This is a genomic window from Flavobacterium sp., assembly GCF_044371705.1.
In the GTDB taxonomy this organism is placed as follows: domain Bacteria; phylum Bacteroidota; class Bacteroidia; order Flavobacteriales; family Flavobacteriaceae; genus Flavobacterium.
This window is the reverse complement of the sequence record NZ_JBILTE010000055.1, coordinates 1-14,527: the sequence shown is the minus strand read 5'-3', so window position 1 is coordinate 14,527 and position 14,527 is coordinate 1. Positions and strand designations below refer to the sequence as shown.

Below are 14,527 nucleotides of genomic sequence, written 5' to 3'. Positions count from 1 at the left end.
ATCCAAAGTTTCATTGTAATAATCAGCCCCTTTCTGAAAATCCTGTTCAACAACCATGAAGTAATATCCCAAATTACTCAATGCACTGATTTTAATGGAAGATTTATCTGTTTTTTGAGAAAGTACCAAACATGTATCTAAATATTTTTTTGCTGTTTCATATTGTCCTTTCTGAATATAATAGGCAAAATGATTGTTGTAACTTGCAGATAGGCCGTAGATTCCTTGATCCCTTTTGTCTAATGCAAATTTTTTTTTCATGAAGTAGTATGCACTGTCAAGATTGGAATTTATATTCAGTCGGAAAAGATTTTGATAAGCATTTTTTTGATTCTCATTATCATTATTTACCAACGACGTTTTTAGAGCTTTGTGGTAGTATTTTTTTGATTTGAGGGTATCTCTCAAAAACGAATATCGCAAACCCAGTTCAATGTACATGGTAGGATTGTTCACTTTTGGATTGTTCACTTCCGGAGTTTTAGAAGCTTTTAACAACAATTCAATTGCCTTATGGTTCTCGTTTAATTGAGCGTATATTTTAGATGTTCGTAACGAAATGGCACGGTAGTTATCATATTTTTTGTCCTTCAAATAACTTTCAGATTTTCTTTGACCATATTCTAATGCCTTGATCCAATCCTTTTTCGATTCATAATACGACATTGAATCAATAATTTTTTTTTCTTGCACAGGTGCAGCAAGACTAAAAAGAGGCAGTAAAATGGTTCCAAAAAAGAATTTGAACTTCATTTCTTAAATATAGATACGAATAATTGGTTTGGTTTTCATGGTGGAGAGGGAGGTAGCAAACTCCTGTTGAATGAACTCAATTAAAATATCATCCCCGGCTGCCAAAGCGGTAAAGTTGTATGTGTTAAAATTGGTTGAGGGTGCTTTTTGCCCATTTTTTAACTGGATTTCTACAGTATAGCTTCCCGGAGTTGTTTGCAAGTTGTAACTGCAATTGTCAGGAATTTCAAAAATTATTTCGTACGATGCATTTTTAATTCTGCTGATGCTGTAAGTGCCTAATAGTTCCATAGTATTAATTAATTAAATTGTGTTTGATTGCATATTTTACTAAACCAATGGTATTTTTTACGTTTAGCTTTTTGATGAGGTTTTTGCGATGTGTTTCTACCGTGTTGGAACTTATAAAAAGCTCTTCACTAATTTCTTTTCCACTGTATTCCTGGCTAATAAGTTTTAGAATTTCCAACTCACGATCGGTTAACGGTAAGGCTGTAGAATGAATATTTGAAGAAGACTCAGTTCCTTTACTTGTAAATGATTGAAGCATTTTATCTTGAATGTTGTCAGAGAAGTATTGTTTTCCGTTGGCAACGGCTAATATAGCTTCAATGATATTTTCACCGGCACAATTTTTTGATAAATAACCACTAGCACCCAATTTTAAAACCTCTTTAATCAATTTAAAATCATCGTAACTAGAAAGAATAATTATTTTGCAAATGTACCCATGCACAGAAAATTCTTTAAGCACTTCAATGCCGTCTTGTAGTGGCATATTGATATCCATTACCAATATATCAACTTTTAAATGGTGCATTTTTTCTAAAAGTTGATCGCCGTTTAGCGAGTAACCTACAACCTCAAACCTGGGGTTGGTTTTGAGCACTGCCAGTATTCCATCAATTAGGACTTGGTGGTCATCTGCTAAAAATATTCTTATTTTTTTATCCATTTAGTACTTTAACAATCAAATATTGCCGAAAAATATAATTTTTTTACTAATAAAACGGTAACAAGTTTAAAAAATTTGCATTCTGTAGATTTGTAAAAAAAAATCCGAATTTTTTGATTCGGATTTTCACGCACTAAAATTAACTAAGATTATAGGTTTACCGCAATCTATTCGAAGATTTTACGAGTTTTTCGTCCTTTTGAATGGCTTTGTTGGCCAAAACCAGTAACACGATAGAAACAAAAGGAAGCATTAGCCCAATACCCTTCTTTGATAACGCAACATCTCCGGATAAAGTGATCGAATTGAAAATCAGCAATCCTAATAAAATTAAATTCAATATTATGTTCAATCTGCCTAAAACAAATTGATGTTGTCTTGTTTTGTATAAAAAAATACTAACTATTGATAAAACGGTACTTAGTTCGAATAAAATCATGTAACTCCATTCAGATGTAAAATAGTAAGCTATGCTAGTACCATCGGTCCGCAAAGGCACTAAAAAAGGCAGCACACCTGTTACAATGGCAGCAACAATTAGGTAAAGTGTTTGTATGCGTTGGATCATTTGAATTTTTTGAGTCACAAAAATATATTTTTCTTTTTAATAAAAACTATTGTTTGCTAAAAAAATAATTGTATTATTGCAAGGCATTACCGCAAGAACTTCACTCTTCGGAAATATTCTTAAAAAAATATCACTTCATTGATTTTTCAAAAAATTAATTCCTAGAACATTCATGTTTATAATTTCTGTATTAAAGGAAATGAAGCTTACCGAGCTTCAAGAAATAGCTAAAATTGCCAATATTAAATCTGCCGGTGTAAAGAAAGACGAGTTAATCACCAAGATTTTAGAAAAACAAGCAGTTGCTGAAAATACTGCGACTGTTGCTCCACAGGTAGCAGACGCAAAATCCAAACGGATTCGAATCAAACCTGCTCAAGGTGTGGATTCTCAAAAAACACTATTCGCTTCTGAACCAGCGGAAGAATTTGTCCAAAACGCTGAAGTACCGGCTCCCGAAGTTGGTCAAGAGCAAACAGTGCCCGTAGAAAAGCCGAGATTTGATAAAAAGGTTTTCATTAAAAAGAAAGATTTCAACAATCAAGAGCAAGATAATACCATTTCAGAAGAGGAAATGGCTACTGAAATTCAAAAAGAAGAGGTCAACACTGAAGACCCAAATGCCAGACCTCAGAACCCAAAATTTATTCAGAAGTCGCAAAATGGCAACGGAAACTCCAACGGGAACCCTAATGGCAACGGCAACCAAAATCCCAACCAAAATCCCAACTTCAAAGGCAAGAAGAATAATTTTAGAGATGCCGACTATGAATTCGACGGCATTATTGAAAGCGAAGGCGTATTAGAAATGATGCCGGATGGTTACGGATTTTTGCGTTCGTCTGACTATAATTATTTAGCTTCGCCCGATGATATTTATTTGTCGACTTCACAAATCAGATTGTTTGGTTTAAAAACAGGCGATACCGTAAAAGGAGTGGTTCGACCACCAAAAGAAGGAGAGAAATTTTTCCCTTTGGTTAAAGTTCTAAAAATTAATGGACATGATCCTCAAGTGGTTCGTGATCGAATCTCTTTTGAGCATTTAACGCCGATTTTCCCTCAGGAAAAATTCAAATTAGCAGAAAAACAAGCATCTATATCTACACGAATTATCGATTTGTTCTCTCCAATCGGAAAAGGACAACGCGGAATGATTGTTGCACAGCCCAAAACGGGTAAAACCATGCTGTTAAAAGATATTGCCAATACCATCGCTTCCAATCATCCGGAAGTGTATTTGATTGTCTTATTAATTGACGAACGTCCGGAAGAGGTAACCGATATGCAACGCAGTGTTCGAGGCGAAGTAATTGCTTCCACCTTTGACGAACCTGCCGACAGACACGTGAAAGTGGCCAACATAGTGTTGGAAAAGGCTAAGCGATTGGTAGAATGCGGACACGACGTAGTTATTTTATTAGATTCCATCACACGTTTGGCGAGAGCTTACAATACCGTACAACCTGCTTCAGGTAAAGTGTTAAGTGGAGGTGTGGACGCCAATGCATTACAAAAACCCAAACGATTCTTTGGAGCAGCCCGAAATATTGAAAACGGAGGTTCGTTAAGTATCATTGCCACAGCATTGACTGAAACCGGTTCAAAAATGGACGAGGTAATCTTTGAAGAATTTAAAGGAACCGGTAACATGGAACTACAATTAGACAGAAAAATATCTAACAAACGAATTTTCCCGGCAATTGACTTAACATCTTCAAGCACTCGAAGAGACGACTTGTTGCTAGACGATAATACAATACACCGCATGTGGATTATGCGAAAATATCTTGCGGATATGAATCCTGTGGAAGCCATGGATTTTATCAACGACCGTTTCAAAAAAACCCGAAACAACGAAGAGTTTTTGATTTCTATGAATGATTAACTAAAAGAGGGTGTCCTAAATTCTTGGATTTTGTCATTCCGAATTTATTTCGGAATGACAAAATAAAGATTTTTTGACACCTTTATTTTATTTATAAATAGTATCTACAAACGGATCAGATTTGTTTTTAAGAATCAATTTATGACTTTAATGGATGTGAAGATCTAAAAAGATAAAATTCTAATTTCCCTTTTTTTTATTCTCAAGATTATAACTATTTTTGCCCATGCAACACAATGTACTTATATTAGATTTTGGTTCGCAATACACTCAGTTAATTGCGAGAAGAGTTCGAGAGTTAAATATATTCTGCGAAATCTTTCCTTACAATCACGTTCCAAGTGATTTATCAAGTTTTAAAGCTGTTATTCTTTCGGGTAGTCCGTTTTCTGTTCGTGCCGACGATGCTCCACATCCTGATTTATCGCAAATTCGTGGCAAATTACCTTTGTTGGCGGTTTGTTACGGAGCTCAGTATTTGGCCCATTTTAGTGGTGGCGAAGTAGCCCCGTCAAATATAAGAGAATACGGTAGAGCCAATCTGAGTTATGTGAAAGACGACGAACATTTTCTGGACGAAGTAGCTTTAAATAGTCAGGTTTGGATGAGTCATAGCGATACTATAAAAAAAATGCCAACAAATGGAGTTCGTTTGGCCAGTACCAAAGATGTTGAAAATGCGGCGTACCGAATTGAAGGCGAAACTACGTATGCTATTCAATTTCACCCCGAAGTGTATCATACAGTAGATGGCAAACAAATTTTAGAGAACTTTTTGGTAAAAATTGCCCAAGTTCCTCAAAATTTCACACCCAATGCATTTGTAGAAGATATCGTAGGTGAACTAAAGGAAAAATTACAAAACGACAAAGTTGTTTTAGGATTATCGGGAGGCGTAGACTCAACCGTTGCTGCAGTTTTGTTAAACAAAGCCATCGGTACTAATTTGTATTGTATTTTCGTAAATAATGGACTGCTACGCAAAAACGAATTCCAAAATGTATTGGATCAATACAAAGGAATGGGATTGAACGTGAAAGGAGTAGATGCCGGCGATCGTTTTTTAGACCAATTGGAAGGCATTGAAGATCCGGAACTAAAACGCAAAGCAATCGGACGGGTATTTATTGAAGTTTTTGACGACGAAGCTCACAAAATAGAAGATGTAAAATGGTTGGCACAAGGAACTATTTATCCGGATGTGATTGAATCGATTTCGGTGAAAGGTCCGTCAGCCACTATCAAATCGCACCATAACGTAGGTGGTTTGCCTGACTTTATGAAACTAAAAATAGTGGAGCCGTTACGAATGTTGTTTAAAGATGAAGTGCGACGCGTGGGTGCCACTTTAGGAATCGACCCTGAGTTACTGGGAAGACATCCGTTTCCGGGACCCGGATTATCCATCAGAATTTTAGGTGCCATCACCAAAGAAAAAGTTCGTATATTGCAGGAAGTTGACGCTATTTTTATTGAAGGTTTAAAGACGCATGGGTTGTACGATCGCGTATGGCAAGCCGGAGCGATTTTATTGCCCGTAAATAGTGTAGGAGTAATGGGCGATGAGCGTACGTATGAAAAAGTAGTAGCCTTGAGAGCGGTAGAATCAACCGATGGGATGACTGCCGATTGGGTGCATTTACCCTACGAGTTTTTAATGAAAATTTCGAATGAAATTATAAATAAAGTAAAAGGTGTAAACCGCGTGGTGTATGACATTAGCTCCAAGCCACCCGCCACCATTGAATGGGAATAAACAATGAAAACAGGATCCGTACTACTCTTTTCTTTTCTAACTCCTTTATTTTGGGCACAAGATAAAAAGGAAATAATCGAGTACACTGCGGTTAGTCATACCGTCGTTTCCGGAGAAACCATATTAAATATTTCAAAACAATATGGTGTAGATCCGTCAGTAGTTTACAGAAACAATCGCTTTGCATTAGATAGTATCAAACAAGGAATGGTTTTAACTTTTCCTTCGCCCAAAACAACCGCCTTATCTAACGATCAGGCGGTTGTTAAACTAAATGAAGCAACAGTAGCGGAATTGATTTTAGATGCACCGAACACTGAAGCGAAGGAGTTTACACCTTCAAAATTAACTGAGAGTGACGGGTTTCACAAAGTACTAGCAGGCGAGACATTATACGGATTGTCAAAAGAATACGTTTGTACAGTTGAAGAGCTTAAAAAACTAAATCCGCAGCTTAGTCAGTCTGCGTTGCAAATAGGTCAGGTTCTTGCGATTCCGGTTCGTGGAGCAGTTGTTAAAAGTCCGTCGTACAAATCAGGCGAAACTATAAAACATGTGGTGCAACCGAAGGAAACACTTTACGGTTTATCTAAAAAGTACGGAGTTTCTATCGCAGCCATTCAAAAGCAGAATCAAGCGATTTTGAAAAGGGGATTACAGGTCGATCAAATACTCTTGATCACAGTTAATTAGAGTTTTAATAGAATTATGATGCGTAAAATTTCTTTAGTTATTTTTCTGTTATGGATGACCATAGGTTGTTCGCAATCGCATGTAAAGCACGTGGTTGCTAAAGGGGAAACCATTACCCACATTGCTCAGAAGTACAAGGTAACCCCTTATGATATCTATCAGTTAAATCCGGATGCTAAAAGCGGAATTCAGGAAAACAGTGTTTTAATTATTCCGAGTAAGGCAACTTTTAAAGAGTTGAAAAAAACGCATACAGTTCAGTCCAAAGAAACTTTTTTCAGTATAGCGAAACAATATAATGTTTCGGTAGAATCACTTGAAAAGGCGAATCCAACCATTGATAAATCTGCGTTGTCGGTTGGAACAGTTCTAATGATACCTTCAACAAGCGATGTAGTTGCAAAGCCAACAGAAACAACTACGGGTGTAAAACCTGTTTATCATATTGTTCAACCCAAAGAAACCAAGTTTGGAATTGCCAAACAGTATAATACGACTGTTGAAAATCTTGAAAAACTCAATCCGGAAATTATTTCAGGCTTGCCGGAAGGATATAAACTTATAATTTTGCAACAGATACAAGTCTCAACTGCCATTTTAGAGGAAGTAAAAACGACACCCGAACCAAAAGTTGTTGACAAAGACTATTTTTTACACGAAGTAAAACCTAAAGAAACGCTTTTCGGTTTATCTAAAAATTTTAAGCTTTCTCAAGAGAAATTAATACAATTGAATCCTGAGTTGAAAGAAGGTGTTCGCGAAGGAATGCAACTGAAAATCCCTATTGCAAATGCCTTGAAACCGGAAAAGAAAGAAATTACAAGCATCATTGAAACGGTAGCTTCTTCAAAAAAGGAAATCGCATTGTTATTGCCATTCAATATTTCAAAAATTGCTTCCGATACTACCTTAACTACTCAAGCTCGACTAAAAAAGGACAGTTTTTTAAATCTTACCTTAGAATTTTATACGGGTGCTTTGATGGCAATTGATTCTGCAAAGCAACTAGGTTTACATGTAAATTTTAAAATTTATGATTCGCAGGAAACGCGTAATTCATCAAATGTAGCCAATTTAGTTAAAAGTAAAAATTTTTCCGAGGTTGATGCGGTCATTGGACCATTTTACCCGCAGTATGTTGAAAAAGTAGCCGAATTGTTGAAGGAGGAAAATATTCCGGTTATTTCTCCGCTGCGAGAAACCACAAAATCATTTCCTAATTTATATGTTTCAATGCCCTCTGCTAATCAATTGCGAGAGGGAATGATGCATCATTTGAAGAAAACAAATGGAAACATTGTAGCTTTGATTGATGCCAAACGAAATGCAACACGAAGCTATTTACAAGCTAATTTTTCTGAAGTTTTTATTGCCCCATTTGATGACAAAGGCAGAGTGAAATATGATAGTATCCAACCAAAATTGAAGGCGAATGTTGTCAATTATTTGGTTTTAGATACGGGTAGTACGTCAATGATTCTTCAATCGATCGCCTTGTGTAACGAGGCAAAGGCCAAAGGATTCAATGCAGAATTGGTGATACTGGATTTAAATTCAACTTTTGAAACCGATGAGGTCTTTGAACGATTGGTTAAGCAGAAAATTATTTTTGCTTCTTTAACCAAATACCAAGACACACCGCAATCGTTGCAATTTGCGAATGCCTATAAAAAAATAAACAATGTGTTTCCCAATCAATATGCCATTAGAGGTTTTGATGTAACATTTGATGCAATTCTAAGGGTTCTGCAACCGGAAGGTTTTGAACAATCGGCAACTAATCAAGGTACACAATATTTAGAAAACAAATTTGACTACGTGCAGCGAACCCCTGCCGGCTATGAAAATACAGGTGTTTATATCATGCAGTATCAAGAAGATTATACCGTTTTAGAATTAAACTAATGACTTCAAAAGTAATCTACATAGGCGATTTACGCACCACTTCTGTTCATGTTCAATCGGGAACAGAAATTTTATCAGACGCACCTAAAGACAACCATGGAAAGGGCGAAGCTTTTTCTCCAACCGATTTGGTTGCCAATTCACTCGCTACTTGTATGGTTTCCATTATGGGAATTAAATCAAGAGATTTAAATGTTGATTTGACCGATTCGACAGTTGAGGTAACTAAAATTATGCAGGCAGAACCAAGAAAGATTGCTAAAATAATTGCAGTTTTCAACATGAGTGTTGCTGTGGATGAAAAAGCAAAGATTATTTTAGAAAGAGCCGCCATGACGTGTCCCGTTTTATTGAGTTTGCATCCGGACATTGAAAAAGAGATCACTTTTAATTGGAAGTAGTACTAGATTTTAATTTCTGATGAAAAGGTATTCATCAATTGTCAATATATGAATCCCGATCAACAAGTCTTAATTAAACTAGCACATACCAAAATGCCGTACGGCAAATACAAAGACCGCTATTTGATTGATTTGCCCGAGTTTTATCTGGTTTGGTATAAGAACAAGGGTTTCCCGAATGGTGTTTTGGGTCAGCAATTGCAATTGGTTTACGAATTGCAACTCAACGGTTTGGAAGATTTGGTGCGAACGATACGGAAGAAATTTCCAAAACCATAGCTAGTAAAATTCTTAGCTGGAACCTCCTTTTGAAATTTATTGAAATTATCTCAATTTCAATTTCCATAATTATCTAATAAAATCGTATTTTTGCCCCGTTTAAAAAAACGATATTACACAACCAACTACCATGAATCAGACTAAGTATATTTTTGTTACCGGAGGTGTGACTTCTTCCTTAGGAAAAGGGATTATAGCAGCTTCCTTAGCAAAATTGTTACAAGCCAGAGGCTACCGTACGACCATTCAAAAATTTGATCCTTATATTAATGTAGATCCCGGGACTCTTAATCCGTACGAGCACGGCGAATGTTATGTAACGGATGACGGTGCAGAAACAGACTTAGACTTAGGTCATTACGAGCGTTTTTTAAATGTTCCCACTTCACAAGCAAACAACGTGACCACAGGAAGAGTTTATCTTTCTGTGATTGAAAAAGAGCGTAGAGGCGAATTTTTAGGTAAAACCGTTCAGGTGGTACCTCATATAACCAACGAAATTAAAGAACGCATGCAATTACTTGGTAAAACAGGTGATTTTGATATTGTGATTACAGAAATTGGCGGTACCGTGGGTGATATTGAATCGCTTCCCTACATTGAATCGGTGCGTCAATTGGTTTGGGATTTAGGTGAGAATAATGCCATTGTTATTCATTTGACATTAGTTCCTTATTTGGCTGCAGCCGGTGAATTAAAAACGAAACCTACGCAACATTCTGTGAAGACCTTGATGGAAAGCGGAATCAAAGCAGATATTTTGGTTTGCAGAACCGAACATGAATTATCGGAAGAATTGCGACACAAATTAGCGTTGTTTTGTAACGTAAAACGCGAAGCGGTCATCCAATCAATTGATGCTAAAACCATCTATGACGTTCCTAATTTGATGTTGGAAGAAGGTTTGGATAAAGTAGCCTTAAAGAAACTGGATTTACCTGAAAAAGCAACCCCCAATTTAGACAATTGGAATGAGTTTTTACGAAAGTTGAAAAACCCGAAGCACACCGTTAACATTGGTTTGGTTGGAAAATATGTTGAATTACAAGATTCGTATAAGTCGATTTTAGAAGCGTTTATCCATGCAGGAGCCGCCAATGAAACAAAAGTGAATGTCATCAGTGTGCATTCAGAATATGTTGATGCAGCATCTGTTGCTGAAAAATTAAGGGGATTAGACGGTATTGTAGTTGCACCCGGTTTTGGCGAACGAGGAATCGAAGGAAAAATTGAAACGGTACGCTACGCTCGTGAACGGAAAATTCCGTTTTTCGGAATCTGTTTAGGGATGCAAATGGCTGTTATCGAATATTCACGAAATGTTTTAGGTTATGCCGAGGCCAATTCAACCGAAATGAATCAGGAAACGCCACATCCGGTTATTAACTTAATGGAAGAACAAAAAGATGTTACCCATAAAGGAGGTACTATGCGTTTAGGAGCTTGGAAATGTTCGATTAAGGAAGGTTCTTTGGCTCATAAAATCTATGGTAAAACCGAAATTTTAGAGCGTCACCGTCACCGTTATGAATTCAATAGTGCGTATCTTTCCGAATTGGAAAATGCAGGGTTGAAAGCATCAGGTATCAATCCGGATACCGGTTTGGTAGAAATTGTAGAAATAGAAAACCATCCGTTTTTTATCGGAGTCCAATACCATCCGGAATATAAAAGTACCGTAGCCAATCCACATCCGTTATTTGTGAATTTTGTTGCCGCAGCAGTTAAAAATAAAAAATAGTTGATTCGATTTTCGAATCCGCACAACCTCTAGAAATTTCATTCATGGAAGAAAAAAAATTAGACCTTAACTCCATTATCGGCTTCGGCCTAATCTTTTTGATTTTGGTTTGGGTCATGTATAACAGTCAGCAAAATCAAGCAAAAGAGCAATTAGAAAAAGCCAAACAAGAACAAGTGCAAAAGCAGGCACAACCAAAAGTTGAAAAACTAAAAGTTGTGGCAGCAGATACGTCAAAAGTAGTTGTTTCCGATTCAATTCAAGTAGCTCAATTAAAAAGTACGTTAGGTGCATTTGCTTATTCGGCAGCTTTGCCATCAGCCAAAGAATCGTTTACAACACTCGAAAATGAATTGGTCCGGTTAAAAATCGCCAATAAAGGAGGTTACATTGTTGAAGCTGAAATGAAAGCGTTTGAGCAATTCAAAAAAGGAAGTGGTCAAAAGGTTCAAATCATCAAAGAAGGGAATGCCGATTTTAATATTCAATTAAAAACGAACGATAATCGCTCTTTGAATACAAGAGATTTATATTTTGAGCCCGTTGTAACAAAAGAAGGAGCAAATCAGGTGTTGACTTTGCGATTAAAAGCGAGTCCAACGCAATTTTTAGAATACCGTTATGTTTTGAAACCAAACGAGTACATGCTTGATTTTGCTATTCGCTCGAATGGGTTGAATACCGTTTTAAATACGTCCAATCCATTGAATTTAGACTGGAACTTAAAATCTTATCGCAACGAGAAAAGTGTGTCCTATGAAAATCGATATACCGAGTTAGTTTTTGAATACGAGGGAGGCAAAGACGATTATTTGGGTCAAGGAGAATCTACATCCGACGAGCCTGTAGATGTAAGTTATATTGCCTATAAACAACATTTTTTCAGTGCCGTTTTATTGACTGACACTCCTTTTGAAAAGGCAGTAGTGGTTTCTGAAAACTTGGTGAAAGATGAAGAAAAAGATACCATTTTCACCAAACAATTTAAAGCATCGGTTCCCTTAGCATTCAAAAATGGCGAAGTAAACTACAATATGAATTGGTATTACGGTCCCAGCGACTATCATATTTTAGACGAATACGACCGTAATTTAGACGAAATTGTTCCTTTGGGATGGGGAATTTTTGGTTGGATTAATAAATATATTTTTATTCCAACGTTTGATTTCTTGATTCGGTTTTTCCCCTTCGGAATTGCCATCATTGTTTTGACTATTTTGGTGCGTATTGTGATGTCGCCGGTTACGTATAAATCGTATTTGTCTCAAGCAAAGATGAAAGTGATTCGTCCCGAAGTGAATGAATTGAATGTGAAGTATGCCAAAGACCCGATGAAGAAACAACAGGAAACCATGAAGTTGTACAACAAAGCAGGAGTAAACCCCATGGCAGGTTGTTTGCCGGCTTTGATGCAAATTCCAGTGTTTTATGCGTTGTTTAGTTTCTTTCCATCGGCTATTGATTTAAGACAGAAAAGTTTCTTATGGGCCGATGATTTATCTTCATTTGACTCGGTATTAAATTTACCGTTCTATATTCCTTTTTATGGAAGTCATGTGAGTTTATTTCCAATTTTAGCTTCGATTGCTATTTTCTTCTATATGAAAATGACCACCGGCGATCAAATGATGAGCACGCCACCACAGGATGGTATGCCGGATATGGGTAAGATTATGAAGATTATGATTTATCTCTCACCATTAATGATGTTATTTTTCTTTAATAACTTTGCCTCCGGTTTGAGTTTGTATTATTTTGTATCCAATACGATTACCATCGGAATTATGTTGGTCATTAAAAACTACATTATTAACGACGAGAAAATACACGCTAAAATTCAAGAAAATAAAACGAAACCTAAAACCATGAATCGTTTCCAACGCAAAATGCAGGAGATGATGGAGGAAGCTGAGAAACAAAAAAGCTTGAATAAAAAGAAATAAGGAAATTTATTTTTCGCTAGAAAGTTTCGCATTTGCGGGGCTTTTTTGTGTTTGAAAATCAAATACAAACGTTAATGTTTGTTGATTAAATAACATGGTAAAGGATATTTTTTAATAAAATATTTAATCTGAATAGTTACTACTGTTTTTTTTTCACATAGATTCTGTGTCGCATAGCGGGCTGTTAACTTTGAGACTTTCTGCGGTTAAAAATCGTAACCCATCTTAATCCGCCCTAATTCGCTTTTAGCGAAGCTAATCCATTACATCCGCGGTTCATTTTTACTGAATTAAATCAATCCAAATACATTATAATAATTACTAAAATTTTTATAATCTGTGTTCAAAAAAACGTTGCATCCTTCGCGTTCTGAGACTTGGCGAGAAAACAGGTGCTAGTAGTTTTGATTTATATAAAGTTATCATAATTAGAAAAGCCCCGCAAAATGCGAGGCTTTCAACTTCATAGCAAATTTTGATATTATGGAAAAGACGGCAATAAAACTCCATCAATAGCGTGTACTATTCCATTGGAACATTGTACGTCTGTAACAGTGATATTCTTGTTAACAGTTGAACCAGCATCGTTAATAGAAGTACCGGTAATACTAAATGTTTGAGGTGTGAAAAGTGTTGGAATATTTCCTGATGGAATTGCATTTGAACGAACGTTGATACCACCCACAACATGGTATTTTAACAAGTTTGTTTTATTTGTAGAGCTCAAACCATTATAAATTCCTAAAACTGCTGTAGTAAAGGCACTGTTTACTGGGGCGAACACGGTGAAAGGAGCTCCTACAGTTCCGTCTAACGTAGGTACTAATCCTTGTGTAGATAAAAGTCCTGTTACAGTACTGAAAGCTGGATTAGCAATGGCGTGGTTTTTAATTGTTGGTATCGCGATAACTGCATTAACAACATGAATAACACCGTTGCTTGCATCAATATCAGCTGTAGTTACAACTGCACCGGAATTAGCTACACCACCATTTAATGTTACAACCGAACCTGCTTTTTGAACAAACATACTGATTGTTGGGGAACCTGTAGACGTGTTAAAAGGTGATAGCGTTGACACATAAGTAGATGCAGGTATTGCACTACTTTTAATTTCTGAAGCGATTACGTGGTTCAGTAAGATATTCTCTAACACATCAACATTTACGTTGTTAACGTTCACATTAGGACCTAAAGAGGCGAAGAAAGTAGTAAACGCTGCATTAGTAGGAGCAAATACCGTGTATTGGCCTGAACCGTCTAATACGTCCGCAAGATCCGTGCGAGTTAACGCCGTTACCAAAGTTGAAAAATCTGGATTTGCAACAGCAATTTCCGTGATTGTTTGTTGTGCCGGAGCAGCATCATCATCGCTGTCACAAGCGATAGTTCCAATTGCAAGTAATGCAATCATAGCAAATTTTTGAAATTTTTTCATAGCATTTATTTTTTTTAATTGTTTAGACAAATGTAAATAAAATTGTTTAATATAAAACACAAAAGAATGAACGTTTTTAAAAAACTACATCGTTGTAGTTGCTTATATTTCTTATAAAATATTGAATATAAATAAGTTGTAAAATATTTTGATAAGTAAATAATGTTTAACTTTAACATATTTTTAATAAACAAAATGGTAAATATT

13 protein-coding genes are annotated in these 14,527 nt (G+C 36.2%); 8 read left to right on the top strand and 5 right to left on the bottom strand.

Annotated elements, in window-relative coordinates; translation table 11 throughout:
* The 4 genes from ACIQ2S_RS05635 to ACIQ2S_RS05620 all read right to left on the bottom strand — a co-directional run.
* Positions 1-753, bottom strand: a 753-nt coding sequence (locus ACIQ2S_RS05635; RefSeq protein ID WP_396173738.1) for a tetratricopeptide repeat protein, incomplete at its 3' end; no start/stop codon positions are given.
* 3 nt (positions 754-756) lie between these two features.
* Entirely contained in the window at positions 757-1,044 is a 288-nt protein-coding gene (locus ACIQ2S_RS05630) for a hypothetical protein (RefSeq protein ID WP_396173733.1), read from the bottom strand.
* A gap of 4 nt (positions 1,045-1,048) precedes the next feature.
* The gene (locus ACIQ2S_RS05625; RefSeq protein ID WP_396173731.1) at positions 1,049-1,708 is read right to left on the bottom strand and encodes a response regulator; all 660 of its coding nucleotides are present in this window, start codon (positions 1,706-1,708) and stop codon (positions 1,049-1,051) included.
* A gap of 157 nt (positions 1,709-1,865) precedes the next feature.
* Positions 1,866-2,276, bottom strand: coding sequence for a DUF4293 domain-containing protein (locus tag ACIQ2S_RS05620; protein ID WP_396173740.1), 411 nt, complete (start codon positions 2,274-2,276; stop codon positions 1,866-1,868).
* Positions 2,277-2,448: 172 nt separating this feature from the next.
* On the opposite strand from ACIQ2S_RS05620, the gene rho reads away from it, so the two are divergent.
* From rho to yidC, 8 genes are all read left to right on the top strand, one after another.
* Entirely contained in the window at positions 2,449-4,164 is a 1,716-nt protein-coding gene (gene rho, locus ACIQ2S_RS05615; RefSeq protein WP_396173729.1) for a transcription termination factor Rho, read from the top strand.
* A 226-nt stretch (positions 4,165-4,390) separates the two neighbouring features.
* Positions 4,391-5,920, top strand: a complete 1,530-nt coding sequence (gene guaA, locus ACIQ2S_RS05610; protein WP_396173727.1) for a glutamine-hydrolyzing GMP synthase — start codon at positions 4,391-4,393, stop codon at positions 5,918-5,920.
* Between the two features lie 3 nt (positions 5,921-5,923).
* Positions 5,924-6,613, top strand: coding sequence for a LysM peptidoglycan-binding domain-containing protein (locus ACIQ2S_RS05605; protein WP_396173725.1), 690 nt, complete (start codon positions 5,924-5,926; stop codon positions 6,611-6,613).
* A gap of 18 nt (positions 6,614-6,631) precedes the next feature.
* A complete protein-coding gene (locus ACIQ2S_RS05600) occupies positions 6,632-8,518 on the top strand; it encodes a LysM peptidoglycan-binding domain-containing protein (protein ID WP_396173723.1) in 1,887 nt (628 codons plus the stop codon).
* Positions 8,518-8,919 carry an OsmC family protein gene (locus ACIQ2S_RS05595; RefSeq protein WP_396173721.1) on the top strand — a complete coding sequence of 134 codons (402 nt, stop codon included), beginning with the start codon at positions 8,518-8,520 and terminating at the stop codon, positions 8,917-8,919. The genes ACIQ2S_RS05600 and ACIQ2S_RS05595 overlap by 1 nt, the downstream gene beginning before the upstream one ends.
* 48 nt (positions 8,920-8,967) lie before the next feature.
* On the top strand, positions 8,968-9,198 hold the full coding sequence (locus ACIQ2S_RS05590) for a DUF3820 family protein (protein ID WP_396173717.1): 231 nt from the start codon (positions 8,968-8,970) through the stop codon (positions 9,196-9,198).
* 130 nt (positions 9,199-9,328) lie between these two features.
* Positions 9,329-10,939: a CTP synthase gene (locus tag ACIQ2S_RS05585; protein ID WP_396173715.1), complete on the top strand. Its 1,611-nt coding sequence runs from the start codon at positions 9,329-9,331 to the stop codon at positions 10,937-10,939.
* A gap of 44 nt (positions 10,940-10,983) precedes the next feature.
* Entirely contained in the window at positions 10,984-12,882 is a 1,899-nt protein-coding gene (gene yidC / locus ACIQ2S_RS05580) for a membrane protein insertase YidC (protein WP_396173712.1), read from the top strand.
* Between the two features lie 481 nt (positions 12,883-13,363).
* Here the strand turns inward: yidC and ACIQ2S_RS05575 are convergent, their stop codons facing one another.
* The gene (locus ACIQ2S_RS05575; RefSeq protein ID WP_396173709.1) at positions 13,364-14,320 is read right to left on the bottom strand and encodes a fasciclin domain-containing protein; all 957 of its coding nucleotides are present in this window, start codon (positions 14,318-14,320) and stop codon (positions 13,364-13,366) included.
* Positions 14,321-14,527 lie beyond the last annotated feature (207 nt).